19 protein-coding genes are annotated in these 22,715 nt (G+C 56.9%); 13 read left to right on the forward strand and 6 right to left on the reverse strand.

Going from position 1 to position 22,715, the window contains the following annotated elements; all coding sequences use genetic code 11:
• Positions 1-88 precede the first annotated feature (88 nt).
• Complete coding sequence (gene uxuA / locus WFN61_RS11015) at positions 89-1,279, forward strand: mannonate dehydratase (RefSeq protein ID WP_313575815.1); 1,191 nt, start codon at positions 89-91, stop codon at positions 1,277-1,279.
• A gap of 51 nt (positions 1,280-1,330) precedes the next feature.
• On the opposite strand, the gene yeiP is transcribed toward uxuA, so the two are convergent.
• The gene (yeiP, locus tag WFN61_RS11020) at positions 1,331-1,903 is read right to left on the reverse strand and encodes an elongation factor P-like protein YeiP (protein WP_042389687.1); all 573 of its coding nucleotides are present in this window, start codon (positions 1,901-1,903) and stop codon (positions 1,331-1,333) included.
• 168 nt (positions 1,904-2,071) lie between these two features.
• Between yeiP and WFN61_RS11025 the strand changes: the two genes are divergently transcribed.
• Positions 2,072-2,326: a YkgJ family cysteine cluster protein gene (locus tag WFN61_RS11025; RefSeq protein ID WP_257758103.1), complete on the forward strand. Its 255-nt coding sequence runs from the start codon at positions 2,072-2,074 to the stop codon at positions 2,324-2,326.
• On the opposite strand, the gene setB is transcribed toward WFN61_RS11025, so the two are convergent.
• The gene (gene setB / locus WFN61_RS11030; protein ID WP_144817076.1) at positions 2,323-3,504 is read right to left on the reverse strand and encodes a sugar efflux transporter SetB; all 1,182 of its coding nucleotides are present in this window, start codon (positions 3,502-3,504) and stop codon (positions 2,323-2,325) included. The genes WFN61_RS11025 and setB overlap by 4 nt on opposite strands.
• 369 nt (positions 3,505-3,873) lie before the next feature.
• On the opposite strand from setB, the gene fruB reads away from it, so the two are divergent.
• From fruB to fruA, 3 genes are read left to right on the forward strand one after another with little or no spacing between them, the layout of a single operon-like run.
• Complete coding sequence (fruB, locus tag WFN61_RS11035; protein WP_337038679.1) at positions 3,874-5,004, forward strand: fused PTS fructose transporter subunit IIA/HPr protein; 1,131 nt, start codon at positions 3,874-3,876, stop codon at positions 5,002-5,004.
• Positions 5,004-5,942: a 1-phosphofructokinase gene (fruK, locus tag WFN61_RS11040; RefSeq protein ID WP_144817081.1), complete on the forward strand. Its 939-nt coding sequence runs from the start codon at positions 5,004-5,006 to the stop codon at positions 5,940-5,942. Before fruB ends, fruK begins: the two co-directional genes overlap by 1 nt.
• Before the next feature lie 15 nt (positions 5,943-5,957).
• Entirely contained in the window at positions 5,958-7,655 is a 1,698-nt protein-coding gene (gene fruA / locus WFN61_RS11045) for a PTS fructose transporter subunit IIBC (RefSeq protein WP_337038680.1), read from the forward strand.
• Between the two features lie 72 nt (positions 7,656-7,727).
• Here the strand turns inward: fruA and nfo are convergent, their stop codons facing one another.
• Complete coding sequence (gene nfo, locus WFN61_RS11050; protein WP_222888350.1) at positions 7,728-8,588, reverse strand: deoxyribonuclease IV; 861 nt, start codon at positions 8,586-8,588, stop codon at positions 7,728-7,730.
• 76 nt (positions 8,589-8,664) lie between these two features.
• On the reverse strand, positions 8,665-9,711 hold the full coding sequence (locus tag WFN61_RS11055; protein ID WP_257758093.1) for a YeiH family putative sulfate export transporter: 1,047 nt from the start codon (positions 9,709-9,711) through the stop codon (positions 8,665-8,667).
• Between the two features lie 120 nt (positions 9,712-9,831).
• On the opposite strand from WFN61_RS11055, the gene yieE reads away from it, so the two are divergent.
• The 3 genes from yieE to cirA all read left to right on the forward strand — a co-directional run bounded on the left by yieE (position 9,832) and on the right by cirA (position 14,496).
• Positions 9,832-10,698 (forward strand): DNA-binding transcriptional regulator YeiE, encoded by an 867-nt coding sequence (gene yieE, locus WFN61_RS11060; protein WP_144817091.1) that lies wholly within the window; start codon positions 9,832-9,834, stop codon positions 10,696-10,698.
• A gap of 130 nt (positions 10,699-10,828) precedes the next feature.
• Positions 10,829-12,298 (forward strand): amino acid permease, encoded by a 1,470-nt coding sequence (locus tag WFN61_RS11065; RefSeq protein WP_144817094.1) that lies wholly within the window; start codon positions 10,829-10,831, stop codon positions 12,296-12,298.
• A 215-nt stretch (positions 12,299-12,513) separates the two neighbouring features.
• Entirely contained in the window at positions 12,514-14,496 is a 1,983-nt protein-coding gene (gene cirA / locus WFN61_RS11070; RefSeq protein WP_337038681.1) for a catecholate siderophore receptor CirA, read from the forward strand.
• A gap of 341 nt (positions 14,497-14,837) precedes the next feature.
• Here the strand turns inward: cirA and WFN61_RS11075 are convergent, their stop codons facing one another.
• Together WFN61_RS11075 and fghA are read right to left on the reverse strand one after the other, a co-directional pair.
• Positions 14,838-15,722, reverse strand: coding sequence for a LysR family transcriptional regulator (locus WFN61_RS11075; RefSeq protein ID WP_144817100.1), 885 nt, complete (start codon positions 15,720-15,722; stop codon positions 14,838-14,840).
• A 437-nt stretch (positions 15,723-16,159) separates the two neighbouring features.
• Positions 16,160-16,999, reverse strand: a complete 840-nt coding sequence (gene fghA / locus WFN61_RS11080; RefSeq protein ID WP_337038682.1) for an S-formylglutathione hydrolase — start codon at positions 16,997-16,999, stop codon at positions 16,160-16,162.
• Positions 17,000-17,141: 142 nt separating this feature from the next.
• On the opposite strand from fghA, the gene WFN61_RS11085 reads away from it, so the two are divergent.
• The 5 genes from WFN61_RS11085 to mglB all read left to right on the forward strand — a co-directional run bounded on the left by WFN61_RS11085 (position 17,142) and on the right by mglB (position 22,710).
• Positions 17,142-18,275, forward strand: coding sequence for a YbfB/YjiJ family MFS transporter (locus tag WFN61_RS11085; protein WP_312235045.1), 1,134 nt, complete (start codon positions 17,142-17,144; stop codon positions 18,273-18,275).
• 120 nt (positions 18,276-18,395) lie between these two features.
• Positions 18,396-19,061, forward strand: coding sequence for a GTP cyclohydrolase I FolE (gene folE, locus WFN61_RS11090; RefSeq protein ID WP_144817105.1), 666 nt, complete (start codon positions 18,396-18,398; stop codon positions 19,059-19,061).
• A gap of 29 nt (positions 19,062-19,090) precedes the next feature.
• Complete coding sequence (gene yeiB / locus WFN61_RS11095) at positions 19,091-20,248, forward strand: DUF418 domain-containing protein YeiB (RefSeq protein WP_312235046.1); 1,158 nt, start codon at positions 19,091-19,093, stop codon at positions 20,246-20,248.
• Positions 20,249-20,388: 140 nt separating this feature from the next.
• A complete protein-coding gene (gene galS / locus WFN61_RS11100; protein WP_257758292.1) occupies positions 20,389-21,429 on the forward strand; it encodes an HTH-type transcriptional regulator GalS in 1,041 nt (346 codons plus the stop codon).
• Between the two features lie 282 nt (positions 21,430-21,711).
• On the forward strand, positions 21,712-22,710 hold the full coding sequence (gene mglB, locus WFN61_RS11105) for a galactose/glucose ABC transporter substrate-binding protein MglB (protein WP_042389726.1): 999 nt from the start codon (positions 21,712-21,714) through the stop codon (positions 22,708-22,710).
• The last annotated feature ends 5 nt before the right edge of the window (positions 22,711-22,715 follow it).

Below are 22,715 nucleotides of genomic sequence, written 5' to 3' on the forward strand. Positions count from 1 at the left end.
ACCAATTGACCCTTGTCGGGAAACATGTATGGTAGTCGTCATCTGTATTCGTGATATTGGTATAACAACTTTATTTGAGGGTTAGGCGATGGAACACACCTGGCGTTGGTACGGTCCAAACGATCCGGTTTCTCTTGATGATGTGCGTCAGGCAGGCGCAACGGGCGTAGTCACTGCGCTGCACCATATTCCCAACGGTCAGGTCTGGCCGGTGGAAGAGATCAAACAGCGCCAGGCGCTGCTGGCCGAAAAAGGGTTAACCTGGTCGGTGGTTGAGAGCATCCCGGTGCATGAAGAGATCAAAACCCACAGCGGTCAGGTTGATACCTGGATTGCCAACTATCAGCAGAGCATCCGTAACCTTGCGGCCTGCGGTATCGATACCGTTTGCTACAACTTTATGCCGATCCTCGACTGGACGCGTACCGATCTGGAGTATGAGCTGCCGGACGGCTCCAAAGCCCTGCGTTTCGACCAGATCGCCTTTGCCGCCTTTGAGCTGCACGTGCTGAAGCGCAACGGTGCGGAAGCGGACTACAGCGACGAGGAGCAGCGCCAGGCTAAAGCCTGGTTCGATAACGCCAGCGAGGCGGAGATCGACAAACTGACCCGCAATATCATTGCCGGCCTGCCGGGAGCGGAAGAGGGCTACACCCTCGATCAGTTCCGCGCTCGCCTGGCAGAGTATAATGGCATCGATAAAGCGCAGCTGCGGGAAAACATGGCCGTCTTTCTGCGCGCCATTGTTCCAGTGGCTGAAGAAGCTGGCGTGCGCCTGGCGGTACACCCGGACGATCCGCCGCGCCCAATCCTCGGTCTGCCGCGCATTGTTTCTACCATTGAAGATATGCAGTGGCTGAAAGAGACCGTAGACAGCATTAATAACGGCTTCACCATGTGCACCGGCTCCTATGGCGTCCGCGCCGATAACGATCTGGTGAAGATGGTAGAAACCTTCGGCGATCGCATTCACTTCACCCACCTACGTTCAACCTGTCGGGAAGAGAACCCAAAAACTTTCCACGAGGCGGCGCATCTGCAGGGCGACGTGGATATGGTGTCGGTAGTGAAAGCAATTTTGACCGAAGAGCAGCGCCGCAAACAGGCGGGCGACCTGCGTCCGATCCCGTTCCGTCCGGATCACGGTCATCAGATGCTTGACGATCTGCGTAAGAAAACCAACCCGGGCTATTCGGCGATTGGTCGCTTGAAGGGAATGGCGGAAGTGCGCGGCGTGGAGCTGGCGCTGAAGCAGGTGATGTTCCGCGATTTATTATAAGTCTGACGTAGGCCGGGCCAGCGTCAGCGCCGCCCGGCATTTATAATGCTTTTAATCTGCACGGCCCATGTAGCGGCTCTCTTCGATATGAATGCGGATCTTCTCGCCGGTGGTCAGGTATTCAGGTACCTGGATCACCAGACCGGTGCTCAGGGTCGCCGGCTTGGTGCGTGAGCTGGCCGATGCGCCTTTGATGCCCGGTGCGGTTTCCACAATCTCCAGATCCACCGTCTGCGGCAGCTCCAGTGCCAGCAGCTGACCATCCCACGTCAGAACCTGCATATCCGGCATACCGCCTTCTGGAATAAACTGCAGCTCTTCTTCAATCTGCTCTTTGGTGAAGATATACGGGGTGTAATCCTCTTTATCCATAAAGACGTACTCATTGCCGTCCACGTAGGAGAAGTCAACGAAGCGACGGGTCAGGGTCACGGTATCCACGATGTCATCGCCCTTGAAGCGCTCTTCCACTTTCATCCCGGTACGGACGTCGGCGAAGCGCATTTTATAGAGGGTGGCTGCACCGCGGGCGCTGGGGGATTGAATATCGATATTTTTAACAATCAGCAGCTTGCCGTTGTAATTTAATACCATACCTTTTTTAATTTCGTTCGCTCTTGCCATGATGGATCCTGTGCGGGAAAAGTGGAAAAAATATCGCGACAAAGTACTCGCGAGGGGCGCAGTTGGCAAGCCTCTTCGCCAGGTTTTGCATCTTGACTACAAAAAGTGTTAGCGTGCGGCAAAAGGTCGGCATTTGCTGCGCGATCGTTCGCTAAAAGAGAGCCGTTTATGGAGTGTCGCCCGGACTGCGGAGCGTGCTGTACCGCCCCGTCAATCAGTAGTCCTATTCCTGGGATGCCCAACGGCAAACCGGCCAACACGCGCTGCGTTCAGCTCTCAGCGGATAACCTCTGCAACATCTTTGGCTCGCCCCTGCGCCCGAAGGTCTGCTCCGGCCTGCAGCCGTCCCAGGAGATGTGCCTTACCAGCCGCGACGCGGCGATAACCTGGCTGCTTCAGCTCGAAGCGGCAACCGCGCCCTAAACGTCCTTGATCCGCGCCAGGCAGACGGCGGCGATCAGCACCATGACCAGTGCGAACCAGAATACGGCGTGGTAGTTCCAGAGCTCTGCCACCACCCCCGCCAGCGAACCGGCGATGATCCAGCCTACGCGCGTGGTATTGGTATAGAGCGTGGTGGCTGCCCCCGCCTGGCCCGGCATCAGATCCTGGAAGTAGAGCATGCCAATCCCCGCCAGAATGCCGATATAGATGGCGTTCAGCAGCTGGAAGGCCAGCAGCAGGGCGGGGGTATGCACCGTCAGCATCCCGATATAGAACAGCAGGCCGCCCGCCACCGCAATGCGCATCAGAAAACGTTTACCGAAGCGTTTTGCGTAATAGCCCGCAATCAGCATCGTTGGGATCTCCAACCCGGCGGCGGTGCCCATCATCACCCCAGCAAGCTTCTCCGGCAGGTGCAGCTCATCAATGATAAACAGCGGCATATTGATAATGTACAGGCTGTTGGTGCCCCACATCAGGGTGCAGATAGTAAACAGCAGCAGAGCATCGCGACGGTTGGTTCGCGGCGCTTCTACCACGCCGGTGGCGAGGCGCGGCTCTTTGCGCATGGTAGGCAGAAAGAGCCAGACCATCACGCCGCAGACGATAAAAGCGACCCCTGCACTGAGGTACATGGCGGTAAAGCCAAACCCCATTGCCAGGGCGTAGGCCAGCGGTGGGCCGATGACCCATGCGAGTGACACCTGAGCGCGCAGTATCGAGCTGAACATTACAGCTTCCCGGCCGGTTTGGTCAGCGTGCTCGCGGGCGAGGGCGAACATCTGCGGGTTGGCGGTAGAGCCGAAGCTGCTTAGAAAGACCCCGATAAACAGCAGAATAAAGTAGTTGCGGTTCCAGGCAAACAGCACGCAGGCCAGCATGCCGAGCAGGCAGCAAAAGACGATCAGGTTTTTCCGGCTGCCTTTGCGATCGGATCGCCCGGCCAGGAACTGGCTCACCAGGATGCCGATCACCGCGCTGCCGGTGAAGAAGAAGCCCACCATCGCCGGGCGAGCGTGAACCTCATTAGTTAAAAACAGGCTCAGGGTCGGGGTCTGTAACGCTCCGGCGATACCGGTTAAAAAGGCAACGATCAGGAACGCGGCAGAGGTGAAATCAACGGGTCTGTGGGCAGCGTCAGCAGGGGAAGTTTGCATCTTTTACTATTGTTTAGAGTAGAGAGACGCGGAGTTTACGCCGCTGGAGCAAAAATAGACAGCCATCGAGCTGGGTTTTGCCACAAAAAATCAAAACGCTATTTTGAAATAATTATCATTAAAGCTGACGTTGCTGAAACACAGCGTCGAAAGCAGCTTTGAGTTCAGCAGCGCGTCGGCAGGCGTTAAAGAAATGTGCATTAGTTCTAAATTTTTGCACCTCGATTAAGAGTTTCCTTGATCCCTGAAGCGGTGTGAGCAAGACTTCGTGAAACGTTTCAGCGTCATCGCGGCGATCGTTCTCGCCTCGGTGACGCTCCATTTCACCAGCTAGCTGAAACGATTCAAGTTCAGCAGGAGTGGAGATTCATGTTCCAGTTATCCGTTCAGGACATCCATCCGGGCCAGCAGGCCGGTAATAAAGAAGAGGCGATTCGCCAGATCGCGGGCGCGCTGGTGCAGGCGGGCAACGTGGCTGACGGCTACGTGGGCGGCATGCTCGCCCGTGAGCAGCAGACGTCGACCTTTCTCGGCAACGGCATCGCTATTCCGCACGGTACCACCGACACCCGTGACCAGGTGCTGAAAACCGGCGTGCAGGTCTACCAGTTCCCGCAGGGTGTCCTGTGGGGTGAAGGGCAGGTGGCCTATGTTGCTATCGGCATCGCTGCCAGCTCAGACGAACATCTGGGCCTGCTACGCCAGCTTACCCACGTGCTGAGCGACGATGACGTCGCAGCCCAGCTGCAATCTGCTACCACCGCTGAAGAGCTGCGCGCCCTGCTGATGGGTGAAAAGCAAAGCGCTGGCATGAAGCTGGACAATGAAACACTGACTCTCGACGTCGCGGCCAGCGATCTGGTGACGCTCCAGGCGCTGAACGCCGGACGCCTGAAAGAGGCCGGGGCGGTTGATATAAACTTCGTGACCCGCGCCATCAGCGAACAGCCGCTGAACCTCGGCCAGGGGATCTGGCTGAACGACAGCGCCGAAGGCAACCTGCAAAGCGCTATCGCCGTCAGCCGGGCGGCAAACGCCTTTGACGTGAACGGCGAGCGCGCGGCGCTGCTGGTCAGCGTCGCCATGACCGACAGCGGCCCGGAAGCGGTGCTGAAGCGTCTGGCTGACATGCTGCTGGCCAATAAAGCTGACCGTCTGCTGACAGCTGACGCAGCGACGCTGCTGGCGCTGCTGACCAGCGATGACGCGCTGAAGGATGACGTGCTGAACGCCGAGTTTGTGGTACGCAATGAGCATGGCCTGCACGCCCGTCCGGGAACGATGCTGGTCAACACCATTAAACAGTTTAACAGCGACGTCACCGTCACCAACCTGGACGGCAGCGGCAAACCTGCCAACGGTCGCAGCCTGATGAAGGTTGTGGCGCTGGGCGTCAAGAAAGGCCACCGCCTGCGCTTTACCGCTCAGGGGGAAGATGCTGAACAGGCGCTGAAGGCGATTGGCGAAGCCATCGCAGCCGGTCTGGGGGAGGGCGCATAATGAGCAGACGTGTAGCCACCATCACCCTTAACCCTGCCTACGACCTGGTTGGGTTTACCCCGGAAATTGAACGCGGTGAAGTCAACCTCGTGCGCACCACCGGCCTGCACGCCGCAGGTAAAGGGATCAACGTCGCCAAAGTGCTTAAAGACTTAGGCATTGATGTTACCGTCGGCGGTTTCCTCGGCAAAGATAACCAGGATGGCTTCCAGCAGCTGTTCAGCGAGCTGGGGATCGCCAACCGTTTCCAGGTGGTGCAGGGCCGTACCCGCATCAACGTTAAGCTGACCGAAAAAGACAGCGAAGTCACCGATTTCAACTTCTCCGGTTTTGAAGTGACCCCGGCGGACTGGGAACGCTTTGTCGCCGACTCCCTGAGCTGGCTGGGCCAGTTCGATATGGTCTGCGTCAGCGGCAGCCTGCCGGCGGGCGTTAGCCCGGAAGCGTTCACCGACTGGATGACGCGTCTGCGCAGCCAGTGTCCGTGCATCATCTTTGACAGCAGCCGCGAGGCGCTGGTCGCCGGGCTGAAGGCCGCGCCGTGGCTGGTAAAACCGAACCGCCGCGAGCTGGAGATCTGGGCCGGGCGTAAGCTGCCCGACCTGAAAGATGTGATTGAAGCCGCTCATGCCCTTCGCGAGCAGGGAATTGCCCACGTGGTGATCTCGCTGGGCGCAGAAGGGGCGCTGTGGGTTAACGCTTCAGGCGAATGGATCGCCAAACCGCCGTCAATGGAGGTGGTAAGCACCGTTGGCGCCGGGGATTCGATGGTTGGGGGGCTGATCTACGGCCTGCTGATGCGTGAGTCCAGCGAGCATACGTTACGCCTGGCGACCGCTGTCGCGGCGCTGGCCGTGAGCCAGAGTAACGTCGGCATTACCGATCGTACCCAGTTAGCCGCGATGATGGCGCGCGTTGACTTAAAACCTTTTAACTAACAGCAGGAGAGCATAATGAAAACGCTGCTGATTATTGACTCCGCTCTTGGACAGGCTCGCGCTTACATGGCGAAAACCCTGCTGGGTGCGGCGGCACAAAAAGCAAATCTGCAATTCATCGATAACCCGAATGAAGCGGAGCTGGCAATCGTGCTCGGCTCCAGCATGCCAAACGACAGCGCGCTGACCGGCAAGAAAGTGTGGCTCGGCGACGTGAACCGCGCTGTTGCGCATCCGGAGCTGTTCCTCAGCGAGGCGAAAAGCCATGCTGCGGTCTACAGCGCACCGGTTGCCACTGCGGCAGCTGCCGCTCCGGCAGCTAGCGGCGGCGTGAAGCGCATCGTGGCGGTGACCGCCTGCCCGACCGGTGTGGCACACACCTTTATGGCGGCGGAAGCGATCGAAACCGAGGCCAAAAAACGCGGCTGGGGGGTGAAAGTTGAAACCCGCGGCTCCGTGGGTGCTGGCAACGCCATCACTCCGGAAGAGGTGGCCGAGGCGGATCTGGTGATCGTGGCGGCAGATATCGAAGTGGATCTGGCGAAATTTGCCGGTAAGCCGATGTACCGCACCACCACCGGGCTGGCGCTGAAGAAAACCGCGCAGGAGCTGGATAAAGCCCAGGCGGAGGCCAGGCCTTATCAGCCCTCTGGCAAAGCCCAGGCGGCAACGGAAGGGAAGAAAGAGGGTGCGGGCGCATACCGTCACCTGCTGACTGGCGTCTCCTATATGCTGCCGATGGTGGTGGCGGGCGGTCTCTGTATCGCTCTGTCGTTTGCCTTTGGTATCGAAGCGTTTAAAACCCCTGACACCCTGGCCGCTGCGCTGATGCAGATCGGCGGCGGTTCAGCATTCGCCCTGATGGTGCCGGTGCTGGCAGGTTACATTGCGTTCTCGATTGCTGACCGTCCGGGTCTGACCCCGGGCCTGATTGGCGGTATGCTGGCCGTCAGCACCGGCTCTGGCTTTATCGGCGGTATCATTGCGGGCTTCCTCGCAGGCTACGTGGCGAAGGCGATCAGCCAGAAGCTGAAGCTGCCGCCGAGCATGGAAGCGCTGAAGCCTATCCTGATCATTCCGCTCTTCTCCAGCCTGGTGGTTGGCCTGGCGATGATCTACCTGATCGGTAAACCGGTTGCGGGCATCCTGACCGGCCTGACCCACTGGCTGCAAACCATGGGTACGGCCAATGCGGTCCTGCTGGGGGCGATCCTCGGTGGCATGATGTGTACCGACATGGGCGGTCCGGTGAACAAAGCGGCCTATGCCTTTGGCGTTGGCCTGCTGAGTACCCAGACCTACGCACCGATGGCCGCTATTATGGCTGCGGGCATGGTGCCGCCGCTGGCGATGGGTATCGCAACCCTGGTTGCGCGTAAAAAGTTCGACAAAGGGCAGCAGGAGGGTGGCAAAGCCGCGCTGGTGCTGGGCCTGTGCTTCATCTCTGAAGGGGCGATTCCGTTTGCCGCACGCGATCCTATGCGGGTGATCCCCTGCTGTATCGTGGGTGGTGCGGTGACCGGGGCGATCTCCATGGCGATTGGCGCGAAGCTGATGGCCCCGCACGGCGGCCTGTTTGTCCTGCTGATCCCGGGTGCTATCACGCCGGTGCTGGGCTACCTGGTGGCAATCGTTGCCGGTACGCTACTGGCAGGTCTGGCCTACGCCTTCCTGAAGCGTCCAGAAGCGGAGATGGCGGTGAAAACCGCGTAACGCGAGCTGGATCAAAAAGGGCAGCCCACGGGCTGCCCTTTTTTTTGGCCGGTGGCGCTACGCTTACCGGGCCTACGCGATCGTAGCTGTCTGCACCTGCTGCGCCTTCAGCCACGCAATCTCTTCACCCCAGATATCGGAGTTAATGGTCTCAAGGATCAGCGGAATACCGTCGAAGCGGGCATCCTGCATGATCCAGCTAAAAGCCGCATGGCCAATATTGCCTTCGCCCAGGCTGTGATGGCGGTCAACGCGGCTGGCGAAGGCGCTTTTGGCGTCGTTGAGGTGCATTCCCCGAAGATACTGGAAACCGACGATGCGCTCAAACTCGGCAAAGGTTTTTTCACAGGCTTCGCTGCCGCGCAGATCGTAGCCTGCCGCAAAGGCGTGACAGGTATCGATGCAGACGCCGACGCGGGATTTATCCTCCACGCCGTCGATAATCGCCGCCAGATGCTCAAACTTAAAGCCGAGGTTGCTGCCCTGGCCAGCGGTGTTTTCAATCACCGCCGTGACGCCCTCGGTTTTATCCAGCGCAATGTTGATCGACTCGGCGATGCGCGCCAGGCACGCATCCTCCGGGATCTGCATCAGGTGGCTACCGGGGTGGAAGTTCAGCAGGGTCAGCCCCAACTGCTCGCAGCGCTGCATCTCATCAATAAAGGCTTCTCGCGACTTCTCCAGCGCCTCGGCTACCGGGTGCCCGAGGTTAATTAAATAGCTATCGTGAGGCAGGATCTGGCCCGGACCAAAGCGGTGTTTCTCACAGGCCGCTTTAAACTCATCGATGGTCGCGCCAGTGAGCGCCGCTGCCCGCCACTGGCGCTGGTTTTTGGTAAACAGGGCAAAGGCGGTGGCCCCGATCTCTGCCGCACGTACGGCGGCATTTGCCACGCCGCCCGCCGCGCTCACGTGCGCGCCAATAAATTTCATGTACCACTCCTGTAAAAACCCGCAGGTAAAAGCCAGGGCATATGATAGCGGGTTAACAGCCGCAGTTTGTATTGATTTATGCCATCAGATGATGAACCGCCAGGTTGATGACGCCGCCGCCGACGATCAGCCAGATAAAGAGCAGCAGCGCCATCAGCAGCGGCCGCGCCCCCGCTTTGCGAATCGCGCTAACGTGGGTCGTGATACCCAGAGCCGCCATCGCCATGGCCAGCAGCAGGGTATCCAGCGTCACCAGCATATCAACAGCGGCCTTCGGCAGCAGGCCAAAGGAGTTAAACACCGCCACCGCAATAAACAGGATCGCAAACCACGGGATCGTAATCTTACTGCGTTGGCCGCCGTTAGCAGGAGCCAGCTGCTTCACGCGGGCAGCAAGCAGGATGAGAAAGGGCGCCAGCATCATCACGCGCAGCATTTTAGCAATCACCGCCGCGCTCTCGGTCTCCGGGCTAACGGCGTGGCCTGCGGCAACCACCTGAGCAACCTCGTGCATCGTCGACCCTATATAGATGCCGTAGCTTTCCGGGGTGAACCAGTGAGCCAGCAGCGGGTAGATTGCTGGGTAGATGAAAATAGCCAGCGTGCCGAAAATCATTACCGTGGCAATCGCCACCGTTACCTTGCTGGCTTCGGCTTTCACAACCGGCTCGGTAGCCAGCACCGCCGCCGCGCCGCAGATGCTGCTGCCCGCGCCAATCAGCCAGCTGGTGTGCTTGTCGAGGCCGAATACCTTCTGGCCCAGCAGGCACGCCAGCAAAAAGGTGCTGGAGAGTGTCAGCAGGTCTATCACGATACCGCTGACGCCAACGTCAGCAATCTGAGAGAACGTCAGGCGAAAGCCGTACAGAATAATCCCCAGCCGCAATAGGTGCTGTTTAGCAAACACAATCCCGCTCTCGCACGGTCGCCCAATCTGCGGATAGAGGGTGTTACCGAGCACCATTCCGATTAAAATAGCCAGCGAAAGGGCGCTAAAACCGGCACCGGCAACGGCCGGGACCGTACCGCTCCACAGCGCCACGCCCGCTACGGCAGCGCTTAGCGCCAGGCCCGGCACAAGATGCCCCACGCTACGATGATGTTTTAATGTCAGTTCAGCCATAACCTTCTCCTCTGTTGGGATAAAGGTTACGTTGGGCTAGCTTAAAAATAAAATTGATTATATATTTATAATTAATCTATATAAGTGGTAAGCGTGACGCTTGCCTCCAGGATCGTGACCATGCATATCACTCTGCGCCAGCTGGCCGTTTTTGCTGAAGTGCTGAAAAGCGGCTCAACCACCCAGGCCTCCCAGATGCTCGCGCTCTCTCAATCGGCGGTCAGCGCGGCCCTGACCGATCTGGAAGGGCAGCTGGGCGTGCAGCTTTTTGACCGGGTTGGTAAGCGGCTGGTGGTGAACGAGCACGGGCGATTGCTCTATCCCCGCGCACTGGCGCTGCTGGAGCAGGCTACGGAAATAGAGCAGCTCTTTCGGGAAGATAACGGGGCGATCCGCGTCTACGCCAGTAGCACCATCGGTAACTATATCCTGCCAGAGGTTATTGCCCGCTACCGGCGCGACTTCCCAGGACTGCCGCTGGAGATGAGCGTGGGCAACAGTCAGGACGTAATTAATGCGGTAGCGGATTTCCGCGTGGATATTGGCCTGATTGAGGGGCCATGCCATACCGCCGAGATCGTCTCTGAGCCCTGGCTGGAGGATGAGCTGGTGGTGTTTGCCTCCCCGGCTTCGCCGCTGTTGCAGGGGGAGGTCACGCTGGAGCGTCTCGCCAGCGCGCCGTGGATCCTGCGCGAGCGCGGTTCCGGTACCCGGGAGCTGGTGGATTATCTGCTGCTTTCCCACCTGCCGCAGTTTCATCTTGGTATGGAGCTGGGCAACTCAGAGGCCATCAAGCATGCGGTACGTCATGGGCTGGGGATCAGCTGTTTGTCGCGGCGGGTGATTGCCGAGCAGCTTGAGACCGGCACGCTCAAGGAGATCGCTCTGCCGCTACCGCGGCTGGTGCGCACCCTGTGGCGCATTCACCACCGGCAGAAGCATCTCTCCAACGCCCTGAAGCGCTTTTTACGCTACTGTGAAATATAGGGATTTGTATGCTTTACTTATAATCCATTAGCGATCATGAAGCTCTCTTATAACCGCATATTTGAGCCAGAAGGATGTGGTGACGTCTGCTACAATCCCGCCTCATTTTTTGGATGGATAGCATTTTCATATGGTTTCCGAAACTAAAACCACACAAGCGCCCACGCTTCGCCGTGAACTCAAGGCGCGTCATCTGACCATGATCGCCATTGGCGGATCGATTGGGACAGGTCTCTTTGTTGCCAGTGGCGCAACTATCTCCCAGGCGGGCCCCGGCGGCGCGCTGCTCTCTTATATCCTGATTGGCCTGATGGTTTACTTCCTGATGACCAGTCTCGGCGAGCTGGCGGCCTATATGCCGGTATCCGGCTCGTTTGCGACCTACGGGCAGAAGTACGTAGAAGAGGGCTTTGGCTTCGCGCTGGGCTGGAACTACTGGTACAACTGGGCGGTGACCATCGCCGTTGACCTCGTGGCCGCGCAGCTGGTCATGAGCTGGTGGTTCCCGGACACGCCGGGCTGGATCTGGAGCGCACTGTTCTTAACCGTCATCGTGCTGCTGAACTGGATCTCCGTGAAGGGCTTTGGCGAGGCGGAGTACTGGTTCTCGTTAATTAAGGTCGCTACCGTCATTATCTTTATCATCGTCGGCGTGATGATGATCCTGGGTATCTTCCACGGCGCAAAACCGGCTGGCTGGAGCAACTGGGGGATCGGCGACGCGCCGTTTGCTGGCGGTTTTGCCGCCATGATTGGCGTGGCGATGATCGTGGGCTTCTCTTTCCAGGGCACTGAGCTTATCGGCATTGCCGCAGGTGAGTCGGAAGAGCCAGAGAAAAATATTCCGCGCGCGGTGCGTCAGGTGTTCTGGCGTATCCTGCTGTTCTATGTCTTCGCGATTCTGATTATCAGCCTGATCATTCCGTATACCGATCCGAGCCTGCTGCGTAACGATGTAAAAGACATCAGCGTCAGCCCGTTCACCCTGGTGTTCCAACACGCGGGCCTGCTCTCTGCGGCGGCGATTATGAATGCGGTGATCCTGACGGCGGTGCTCTCAGCGGGTAACTCCGGCATGTACGCCTCTACGCGTATGCTCTATACCCTGGCCTGTGACGGCAAAGCGCCGCGCGTCTTCTCCCGTCTCTCAAAGGGCGGCGTACCGCGCAACGCTCTGTATGCGACCACGGTCATTGCCGGGCTCTGCTTCCTGACTTCGATGTTTGGCAATCAGACGGTTTACCTGTGGCTGCTGAACACCTCGGGCATGACCGGCTTCATCGCCTGGCTGGGAATTGCCATCAGCCACTACCGTTTCCGCCGCGGCTACGTTATGCAGGGCCATAATCTGAACGACCTGCCGTACCGCTCCGGTTTCTTCCCGCTGGGGCCGATCTTCGCCTTTGTGCTGTGTCTGATTATCACCTTAGGTCAGAACTATCAGGCCTTCCTGGAGGACGCCATTGATTGGGGCGGGGTGGCTGCGACCTATATTGGTATTCCACTGTTCTTGATTATCTGGTTCGGCTACAAGCTGACCCGTGGAACGAAATTTGTCAGCTACAAGGACATGGAGTTCCCGGACAGATTCAACAAATAAACGCTTTCACTATCAGGCCCTTTCATGTTGAAAGGGCTTTTTTTTGCCTGCTATTTCCCCCTAAACCGCCATCTTGACATAACTTTTAACAATTTAATTGATAATCATTATTATTTGCTTTATCGTTACGATCGCTTCGCCAGCGTAGCGGAGATGAATAATATGTGTGAGCAAAACTTCTTAGATTTGTTGTAGTTATCTCATGGAGAAATGGAATGTTTAGGTTGAATCCCATCGTGCGGGGAGGGCTTTGTGCGTCCGCAATGGTGCTGGCACTGCCCGCTTTTGCCGTCGACAGCGAGTCCGATACGCTGGTCGTCACCGCCGCCGCCACGGAGCAGAATCTGAAAGATGCCCCGGCCAGTATTAGCGTTGTGACGCAGCAGGATCTGCAGCGTCGGCCGGTCAATAATCTCAAGGATGTGCTGCAGGACGTGCCGGGCGTACAGCTCACCAACGAGGGGGATAACCGTAAAGGCATTAGCATCCGTGGTCTCAGCAGCAGCTACACGCTGATCCTGATCGACGGCAAGCGCGTTAACTCCCGCAACGCGGTATTCCGCCATAACGATTTTGACCTGAACTGGATCCCGGTGGATGCCATCGAGCGCATTGAGGTGGTACGCGGCCCGATGTCCTCACTCTACGGCTCCGACGCCCTGGGCGGCGTGGTCAATATTATTACCAAAAAGGTCGGCCAGCAGTGGACCGGCACGCTCTCTGCGGATACCACGATCCAGGAGAAGCGCGATCGCGGCGATACCTACAACGGCCAGTTCTACACCAGCGGCCCGCTGGTGGATGGTGAGCTTGGCATGAAGGCCTTCGGCAGCGTGGCGAAGCGTGAGAAAGATAAGCAGACGCCGTCCGACACCGCTGCGACCGGTGAAACCCCGCGCATCGAAGGATTTACCAGCCGCGATGCTAACGTTGAATTTGCCTGGACGCCAACCGAAAACCACGACTTTACCGCCGGGTATGGCTTTGACCGCCAGGACCGCAATTCCGACTCCCTCGATCGTAACCGCCTTGAACGCCAAAACTACTCCCTGAGCCACAACGGCCGCTGGGACGTCGGCACCAGCGAGCTGAAGGTCTACGGCGAGAAGGTAGATAATAAAGATCCGGGTAGCAAAGGCATCACCTCAGAAAATAACACCGTCGATGGCAAATATGTTCTGCCGCTGGAGATGATTAACCAGTTCGTGACCGTCGGCGGCGAGTGGCGTCACGACAAGCTCAAGGATCCGGTTAACCTTACCGGGGGGAGCAGCAGCAACACCTCTGCCAGCCAGTATGCGCTGTTTATTGAAGATGAGTGGCGCATTTTCGAGCCGCTGGCGCTGACCACCGGTATTCGTATGGACGATCACGAAACCTATGGAGATCACTACAGCCCGCGCGCCTACCTGGTCTATAACGCCACCGATACCGTCACCGTGAAAGGCGGCTGGGCCACGGCGTTTAAAGCGCCCTTCCTCTTACAGCTTAGCCCCGACTGGGCCACTAACTCCTGCCGCGGCAGCTGCCGAATTGTAGGTAGCCCGGATCTGAAGCCGGAGACCAGCGAAAGCGTTGAGTTGGGGCTCTACTACAGCGGAGAAGAGGGCTGGCTGGAGGGGGTGGAAGGCAGTATTACCACTTTCCAGAACGACGTGGACGATATGATCAGCATCAATCGTACGGCTGATGCCGCCGCCGCGCCGTCCTACTCCAACTTTGTCGGTTTCTATACCAATGCCAACGGTCGCCGCGTCCCCACGTTCCGCTACTTCAACGTGAACAAAGCGCGCATTCGCGGCGTAGAAACCGAGCTGAAGGTGCCGTTTGACGAGGCGTGGAAACTGACGCTGAACTACACCTATAACGACGGGCGCGATCTCAGTGACGGCGGCGATAAACCGCTGCAGGAGCTGCCGTTCCATACCGCCAACGGCACCCTGGACTGGCAGGCGATGCAGGAGTGGTCATTCTATGTTTCCGGTAACTATACCGGCGAGAAGCGTGACGTAAGCAACACCGGTAAAACACCGGGCGGCTATGTGATCTGGAACGCGGGCGGCGCATGGCAGGCCACAAAAAACGTCAAGCTGCGCGCGGGGGTGCTCAATCTCACGGATAAAGATCTGAGCCGGGATGACTATAGCTACAACGAGGATGGCCGACGCTATTTCATGGCGGTGGATTATCGCTTTTAACAGCCAATAAAAAGAGGGGGGTGCCAGCCCCCCTAAAAACGACAACTTATTTCTTATTCTCAGAAGTGAAGTAAAACTTAATGACGCCAATAATAAGGGCTCTAATCTTAAAAGGCCCAATAAAACCGGTAATAATCCCTATTAAAGGGAATAGAAGTTGATAGTGACTGCCGCGAAATAACACATCTAAAAAGGCTAGCGCGCTAACGACGCAGACCAAACTGCTTATTATGATGTTCCCCGGTGAGGCTTTCTCTATGTACCCGGACCAGCAGGAGACGATAAAGGCGCTCAGACCGCAAAAGGTGGCCAGTGGATGATTCACTAAAAAAAAAGCAAGGCTAGCGAGATAGTGCATCGCTGCTATGGCCCGATCGTTTTAAATCGGCAAATACGGCGGAGATCACCTGCGCCGTCTCTTTATTGTTTTTTGCTTTCCACTGCGAGTAGAACCACAACGTTTTGTTTATCACGCTTCTTTTTAATACCGTGACGCCTTCAACCTTAAAAATACTTAACAGAGGTTCGGTTGAGATGATCACCGCCTCATGATTGCTGACCTTATGCATCATATCAATAAGATCGCTATCAGAAATTTTTTTGATATTCCTGAAATTTATTTTATCCGTCATAAACAGATCGGTTACGCCGCTGTCTGTATTAAAGTCATGGTAAACATCAACGTCACCGCCGCCAATCATTTTTGCACAGGCGGAGGGCGTTGAGTTAATAGAGATCTCAAAGGATACCGGCTCTGCCCGGCTGTACTGGCCTGCGTAATTTTCATCAGCGATTACAATGTCATAGAAGTGAAGCTCCGAGCAGAGATCCTCCTGTTTTATCTCATCGGCGATGGAAAACTCATGATTGATATTATGCTTTGCGAGCGCAACGCTTAGGTGGCTTATGATTGAATTAGGTATACTTTTACTGAACATTATACGGGTAACAGGTAGCCCATCATCAGTATACACACAGTGTTCGATCTTAACCAAATCATTGTAGTAGGGCACAATTTTGTTATAGAGGATTGTGCCGAATTTACTGGGCGTCATGCCCTCTTTGGTTCTGATAAAAAGTGGGATCCCCAGCGCCTGCTCAATATCGGAAATCGCCTTGCTCATTGGCGTTCTGGATATGTGCATTCGATGACAGGCCTTACTTACGCTGCCTTCCTCCATTACCGCTATAAAATATTTAAGCTTATTAGAGATAAACAGGTTCATTACTCCCTCCGACAGTGTGAGAACTGCTTCATAGGTAAGTTAACATCAAACTACATACAGTGGATGTGCATTTTCCGTCGGCATATGCCTGAGAAAGATGCGGTTATTCTATCGTGTTACAAATTTTTAACTTCAAAAAATAAAGATCGATACGATTGATATTATTTATCAATGATTTTCAGCTATTCATTTGCAAAATCAATAAATTGTGTACCATGAGCTTTAATGCCTGTCGGGGGAGGAGTAACGTGTGCAGAAAAACGAAAAGATCCGGGGAAAACAGCGCGGTATCTATCTGGAATGCTGTTTTGATTTTGCTAAGACGATCACACTCTTATTAAAATAGTTTCGCAAATATTATTAAGCAACGTTGTCAGACCAGTTAAGCCTTAATTAACTATCCCGGGGCATCCGGGATAGTTATTTTAACAGGCTATTTAATTAGCCTGCAAATGCTGAGCATGAAAACGCAGGTGGTCTTCAATAAAGCTGGCGATAAAAAAGTAGCTGTGATCGTAGCCCGGCTGTACGCGCAGGGTCAGTGGCCAGTCGGTTTGACGTGCGGCCTCGGCGAGGCGGGCAGGCTGGAGCTGCTCGGCAAGGAATGCGTCGCTGTCACCCTGATCGATTAGCATTGGAATAGCGTCTTCCGGTTGGCTGGACTGCATCAGCGCGCAGCTGTCCCATGTCTGCCAGTCGCTGCGGTTATCGCCCAGGTAGGCGCTAAACGCTTTCTCTCCCCACGGAACCTGTGCCGGGTTAACGATAGGCGCAAAGGCCGATACGCTGGTAAATCTGCCCGGGTTTTTTAGCGCCATGATCAGCGCGCCGTGACCGCCCATCGAGTGGCCGCTGATAGCGCAGCGATCGCTGACGTTAAAGTGCGCTTTCACCAGGGCCGGCAGCTCGTCACGGAGGTAGTCATACATCCGGTAGTGGGCGGCCCAGGGCTGCTGGGTGGCATTGAGATAGAAACCCGCGCCTTTACCCAGATCGTAACCGGCATCGTCAGCCACGTTGTCGCCGCGCGGGCTGGTATCCGGCATGACCAGCACGATCCCGAGCTCCGCCGCTATACGCTGCGCCCCTGCCTTTGTCGTGAAGTTTTCATCGTTACAGGTCAGGCCGGAGAGCCAGTAGAGCACCGGCAGCGGCGCATCGTTTGCCGACGGCGGTACAAAAACGCTGAAGGTCATCGTACAGTTCAGTACGGCGGAGTGGTGCTGCCAGCGCTGTTGCCAGCCTTCATAGCAGCGGTGCTGTTCGAGCATGTCCATGCTTGTCTCCTCGGATCGTCATACTTTCGTCTGTTTTATTAATCATACAGATAATTCCCCGCCTCGGGAGTAACTTTCACTTCCGCAGCAAGCCATTATCAAGCATCATAAACGCAACTTTTTGTTAACATTTGAGGCGGTTATGGCGGTACGTATTGCGCTGGCCGGGTTTGTGATGCTGATTGTAGCGATGGGGATTGGACGCTTTGCTTTCACCCCCCAGGTGCCGCTGATGATCCGCGACGGCCAGCTCAGCCTGACCAGTACGGGCCTGGTGGCGGCGATGAACTACCTTGGCTATCTCATCGGCGCGTGGGATGCCATGCGTGCCCGCCAGCGCGTTGAACAGAGACTGTATGTCGGCATCGGCGGGGCGGTGCTGCTGACCCTTCTCTCAGCGCTGGCGGTGGATCCGCTGCTCCATGGCATACTGCGGCTGATTATTGGCGTAATGAGCGGCTGGGCGATGGTGCTGACCGCGGCCTGGGTCGGCGATCGGCTGGCACATACCGGCAGACCGGGCCTCAACGCAGCGGTCTTTGCCGGGCCAGGAGCCGGCATTGCCCTCAGCGGATTGCTGGCGGTGGCGATCCAGGCCCAGGGGCTGTCGGCGGCGGCGGGCTGGCTGGTGTATGGCGTGCTGGCGCTGGTGCTAATTATGCTGATTGCGCGCGATCTTCCCCGGCCAGGGGCCCTGCACCGTAGCGGCGAACAGCCGCAGCCGCTTCACCTGACGAGAGATATTAAACGGCTGGCGTGGAGCTACAGCCTCGCCGGATTTGGCTACATCCTGCCCGCCACCTTTCTGTCGCAGATGGCGGCGCTGCGCTTTCCCGGTAGCCTGTTTGCCCAGTTCGTCTGGCCGGTATTTGGCCTGGCCGCGATGGTGGGTATTGCCCTCAGCGTGGCGCTGCGTCATAAAGGAGAGAGCCACCAGCGTCTCGCCGTGGTGCTCTGGCTACAAGGGGTAGGGGTGATTGCTGCCTGGCTGCTGCCGGGCATGGCGGGGCTGGTTTGCGGCGCGCTGCTGGTGGGCGGCGGTTTCCTCTCTGCGGTCCAGCTGTCGCTGCTTTATGGCCGCGAGCTGGCGGCAGGGCATGCGCGCTATATGGCCGGGCTGCTTACTACCGGTTATGCGGTTGGCCAGCTGATCGGACCGATGACGTCGGCGCTGTCAACCTGGCTGACCCATCGCCTGGAGCCTGCGCTGGGTCTGGCAGGGGCAGCGCTTTTTATCGCCGGAGCGCTGGTTTGGCGACGTCATGATGAAAGGTAATAACAATTTCACCAATTATCATGACGCAATACTAGATTCTGCCTGCATCCTAACGCACAATGATTGCGCACTTTGCCCCGTTAGCGGCAAAGGAGAGCATCACCTGCTGGAGAATAAATAATGCCATCACTCAGTAAAGAAGCGGCCCTTGTCCATGAGGCGCTGGTCGCGCACGGGTTGGAAACGCCGCTGCGTCCACCTGTCGACCTCGACAAAGAAACCCGTAAACGCCTTATTGCCGGACACATGACCGAGATCATGCAACTGTTAAATCTCGATCTGAGCGATGACAGTCTGATGGAAACGCCGCAGCGTATCGCCAAAATGTACGTTGACGAGATCTTTTCCGGCCTCGACTACGCTAACTTCCCGAAGATCACCGTCATTGAAAACAAAATGAAGGTAGATGAGATGGTCACGGTGCGCGACATTACGCTGACCAGCACCTGCGAGCACCATTTCGTCACTATCGACGGCAAGGCAACGGTGGCCTATATCCCGAAAGATGCGGTCATCGGTCTCTCGAAGATCAACCGTATCGTGCAGTTCTTCGCCCAGCGCCCGCAGGTGCAGGAGCGTCTGACGCAGCAGATCCTCACCGCGCTGCAAACGCTGCTGGGAACCAATAACGTGGCCGTCTCTATTGATGCGGTGCACTACTGTGTGAAAGCGCGCGGCATTCGTGATGCCACCAGCGCCACCACCACTACCTCGCTGGGTGGGCTGTTTAAATCGAGTCAGAATACGCGTCAGGAGTTTCTGCGCGCCGTGCGTCATCATAACTGATCCCGTCAATGACGCGCAGAGGCGACGCCATGGAACGAAACATTACGCTGGATTTCATTCGTGGCGTCGCCATCCTCGGTATTCTACTGCTTAATATCAACGCCTTTGGTCTACCGAAGGCGGCCTATATCAACCCCGCCTGGTATGGTGACATCACGCTGCGCGATGCCTGGACCTGGGCCGCGCTTGACCTCTTCGCCCAGGTGAAATTCCTGACGCTGTTTGCACTACTGTTTGGTGCGGGGCTTCAGCTGCTGCTCTCCCGGGGCAAGCGCTGGATCCAGTCGCGTCTTACTCTGCTGGTGCTGCTGGGCTTTATTCATGGTCTGCTGTTCTGGGATGGCGATATTCTCCTGGCCTACGGGCTGATGGGCTTAATCAGCTGGCGGCTGGTGCGCGACGCACCGGGCGTCAAGAGCCTGTTCAATACCGGCATTATGCTTTATCTCGTGGGCATCGCCGTGCTGCTGCTGCTGGGCTTTATCTCCGGTAACCAGACCAGCCGCTCGTGGCTGCCTGACGCGGCCAACCTCCAGTATGAGCAGTGGTGGAAGACCAACGGCGGCTATGAAGCCATCAGCAACCGCGCGGATATGCTCTCTAATAGCCTGATTGCGCTGGGCGCGCAGTATGGCTGGCAGCTGGCGGGTATGATGCTGATGGGGGCGGCGCTGATGCGCAGCGGCTGGTTAAAAGGGCAGTTTAGCCTCCGTCACTACCGTAAAACCGGCGTGCTGCTGATCCTTGCTGGCATGGCGATCAACCTGCCAGCGATTGTTGCCCAGTGGCAACTGGGATGGTCGTACCGCTGGTGCGCCTTTTTCTTACAGGCCCCGCGCGAGCTTAGCGCACCGCTGCAAACCATCGGCTATGCAGCGCTGGCCTATGGCTTCTGGCCACAGATTTGCCGCTGGCGTATGGTACTGGCGGTGGCCTGCGTCGGGCGGATGGCGCTGAGCAACTATCTGTTACAGACCCTGATCTGCACCACGCTCTTCTATCACCTCGGCCTGTTTATGCGCTTTGACCGCTTACAGCTGCTGGCCTTTGTTCCACCTATTTGGGCCGTGAATATACTCTTCTCCATTCTTTGGCTACGGCATTTCCGCCAGGGGCCGGTGGAGTGGCTGTGGCGTAAGCTAACCGCCCGTGCGGCAGGCGTTACACTCTCCCACACATCCAGATAACGATCTGGATCACAATCATTAACAAAACGGATGTAACCGTTTTCAGTGGTGTGACCTTCCTCACGTAGCGCCGCCGCGCCCCCTGCCAGAATAGCGCTCTTGCTAAATCCAGGGGGAAACTGTGTGCTGCTGCAATCTCAATCAGGAGACCGGTCATGATTACCATTCGTGACGTCGCGCGTCGCGCAGGCGTCTCCGTGGCGACGGTATCCCGCGTACTCAACAACAGCGCAATGGTCAGCCCTGACACCCGTGAAGCGGTGATGAAGGCCGTGGCGCAACTGGGGTATCGGCCTAACGCCAACGCTCAGGCGCTGGCGACCCAGATCAGCGATACCATTGGCGTGGTGGTGATGGACGTCTCCGACGCCTTCTTCGGCGCGCTGGTCAAGGCAGTCGACACTGTCGCCCAGCAGCATCAGAAATATCTCCTGATCGGCAACAGCTACCATGAGGCAGAAAAGGAGCGCCACGCCATTGAGATCCTGATCCGCCAGCGCTGTAACGCCCTGATTGTTCACTCTAAAGCATTAAGTGACGAGGAGCTGGCCGGCTTTATGGAGCAGATCCCCGGCATGGTGCTGATCAACCGCGTCGTGCCCGGATACGCCCACCGCTGCGTTGCGTTGGATAACGTCAGCGGAGCGGTGATGGCCACCCGAATGCTGCTCGCGCAGGGGCATCAGCGCGTGGGCTACCTTGGCTCCAGTCATCAGATAGAAGATAACGATCTGCGCCAGCAGGGCTGGCGGCAGGCGCTGGCGGAGCGGGACATCCACGCCCCGGAGGGGTGGGTGGGCGTCGGTGCGCCGGATATGCAGGGCGGGGAGGCGGCCATGGTTGAGTTGCTGGGCCGTAATCTGCACCTCACCGCCGTCTTTGCCTACAACGACAGCATGGCTGCAGGTGCGCTGACGGCGCTGAAAGATAACGGCATCGCCGTACCGCAGCATCTGTCGCTTATTGGTTTCGATGATATCCCTATCGCCCGCTATACCGATCCGCAGCTGACCACGGTGCGTTACCCCATTGCGTCAATGGCCCGACTGGCGACGGAGCTGGCGCTACAGGGGGCCGCAGGGGCGCAGGATCTGGCCGCAACCCACTGCTTTATGCCGACCCTGGTACGCCGCCATTCGGTGGCGCAGCGGCAAACTGTGGCTCCGATCACTAACTTATAACATTGATGTATGTAACCGTTTTCAATCTGTGAGTAAATTCACAGTATCTTAACAATGCGCTGACTATGATGTCAGCGTTCCAGAGCCTGAAACATTATGTAATACAGGCCGTTCGGTCAGGCATGATGCTTCGCAAGGGACAATCAATAAAGCTTTTCTGGAGCGTTACCGTACACGGAAGACCCAATTTTTAGAGTGACCTTCGGCGACAGTAACGTTTCATTATTCTGCTGCCCGCCGATCTTTATTCACAAGAACTACCCTGCATAAACCGGAGATACCATGAATAAGAAGGTTTTAACTCTGTCTGCCGTAATGGCAAGCATGCTTTTTGGCGCGGCAGCACATGCGGCAGATACCCGTATTGGCGTGACCATTTATAAATATGACGACAACTTTATGTCGGTTGTGCGTAAAGCAATTGAGAAAGATGCGAAAGAGACGCCGGACGTTCAGCTGCTGATGAACGACTCGCAGAACGACCAGTCAAAACAGAATGACCAGATCGACGTTCTGCTGGCGAAAGGCGTTAAAGCGCTGGCGATTAACCTGGTTGACCCGGCAGCCGCAGGTACGGTTATCGAAAAAGCGCGCGGCCAGAACGTGCCGATTGTCTTCTTCAACAAAGAGCCTTCCCGCAAAGCGCTGGACAGCTACGACAAAGCCTATTATGTCGGTACCGACTCAAAAGAGTCCGGCATTATCCAGGGCGATCTGATCGCCAAACACTGGGCGGCGAACCCGACCTGGGACCTGAACAAAGATGGCCAGATCCAGTTCGTGCTGCTGAAAGGCGAGCCGGGCCACCCGGATGCTGAAGCGCGTACCACCTACGTGATCAAAGAGCTGAACGACAAGGGTGTGAAAACCCAGCAGCTGCAGCTGGATACCGCCATGTGGGATACCGCCATGGCGAAAGATAAGATGGATGCATGGCTCTCTGGCCCGAACGCCAACAAAATCGAAGTGGTTATTGCCAACAACGATGCGATGGCAATGGGTGCGGTAGAAGCGCTGAAAGCGCACAACAAATCCTCTATTCCGGTATTCGGCGTTGACGCCCTGCCAGAAGCGCTGGCGCTGGTTAAATCTGGTGCGCTGGCCGGTACCGTTCTGAACGATGCCAACAACCAGGCGAAAGCCACCTTTGATCTGGCGAAGAACCTCGCCGACGGTAAAGGCGCGGCTGACGGTACTAACTGGAAGCTGGAACAGAAAATCGTCCGTATCCCATACGTTGGCGTGGATAAAGAGAACCTCTCTGAGTTCAGCAATAAATAATTCAT

Origin of the sequence: Pseudescherichia sp. AS216, assembly GCF_037152055.1 — a bacterium.
Taxonomy (GTDB): domain Bacteria; phylum Pseudomonadota; class Gammaproteobacteria; order Enterobacterales; family Enterobacteriaceae; genus Pseudescherichia.

Coding starts and splice junctions, on each gene's coding strand:
- fghA (WP_337038682.1), bottom strand. CDS start 16,999: ATGGACATGCTCGAACAGCACCGCTGCTATGAAGGCTGGCAACAGCGC.
- mglB (WP_042389726.1), top strand. CDS start 21,712: ATGAATAAGAAGGTTTTAACTCTGTCTGCCGTAATGGCAAGCATGCTT.
- WFN61_RS11075 (WP_144817100.1), bottom strand. CDS start 15,722: ATGAACCTGTTTATCTCTAATAAGCTTAAATATTTTATAGCGGTAATG.
- nfo (WP_222888350.1), bottom strand. CDS start 8,588: ATGAAATTTATTGGCGCGCACGTGAGCGCGGCGGGCGGCGTGGCAAAT.
- folE (WP_144817105.1), top strand. CDS start 18,396: ATGCCATCACTCAGTAAAGAAGCGGCCCTTGTCCATGAGGCGCTGGTC.
- yeiP (WP_042389687.1), bottom strand. CDS start 1,903: ATGGCAAGAGCGAACGAAATTAAAAAAGGTATGGTATTAAATTACAAC.
- cirA (WP_337038681.1), top strand. CDS start 12,514: ATGTTTAGGTTGAATCCCATCGTGCGGGGAGGGCTTTGTGCGTCCGCA.
- yieE (WP_144817091.1), top strand. CDS start 9,832: ATGCATATCACTCTGCGCCAGCTGGCCGTTTTTGCTGAAGTGCTGAAA.
- uxuA (WP_313575815.1), top strand. CDS start 89: ATGGAACACACCTGGCGTTGGTACGGTCCAAACGATCCGGTTTCTCTT.
- fruA (WP_337038680.1), top strand. CDS start 5,958: ATGAAAACGCTGCTGATTATTGACTCCGCTCTTGGACAGGCTCGCGCT.
- fruK (WP_144817081.1), top strand. CDS start 5,004: ATGAGCAGACGTGTAGCCACCATCACCCTTAACCCTGCCTACGACCTG.
- yeiB (WP_312235046.1), top strand. CDS start 19,091: ATGGAACGAAACATTACGCTGGATTTCATTCGTGGCGTCGCCATCCTC.
- setB (WP_144817076.1), bottom strand. CDS start 3,504: ATGCAAACTTCCCCTGCTGACGCTGCCCACAGACCCGTTGATTTCACC.
- WFN61_RS11065 (WP_144817094.1), top strand. CDS start 10,829: ATGGTTTCCGAAACTAAAACCACACAAGCGCCCACGCTTCGCCGTGAA.
- WFN61_RS11055 (WP_257758093.1), bottom strand. CDS start 9,711: ATGGCTGAACTGACATTAAAACATCATCGTAGCGTGGGGCATCTTGTG.
- WFN61_RS11085 (WP_312235045.1), top strand. CDS start 17,142: ATGGCGGTACGTATTGCGCTGGCCGGGTTTGTGATGCTGATTGTAGCG.
- fruB (WP_337038679.1), top strand. CDS start 3,874: ATGTTCCAGTTATCCGTTCAGGACATCCATCCGGGCCAGCAGGCCGGT.
- WFN61_RS11025 (WP_257758103.1), top strand. CDS start 2,072: ATGGAGTGTCGCCCGGACTGCGGAGCGTGCTGTACCGCCCCGTCAATC.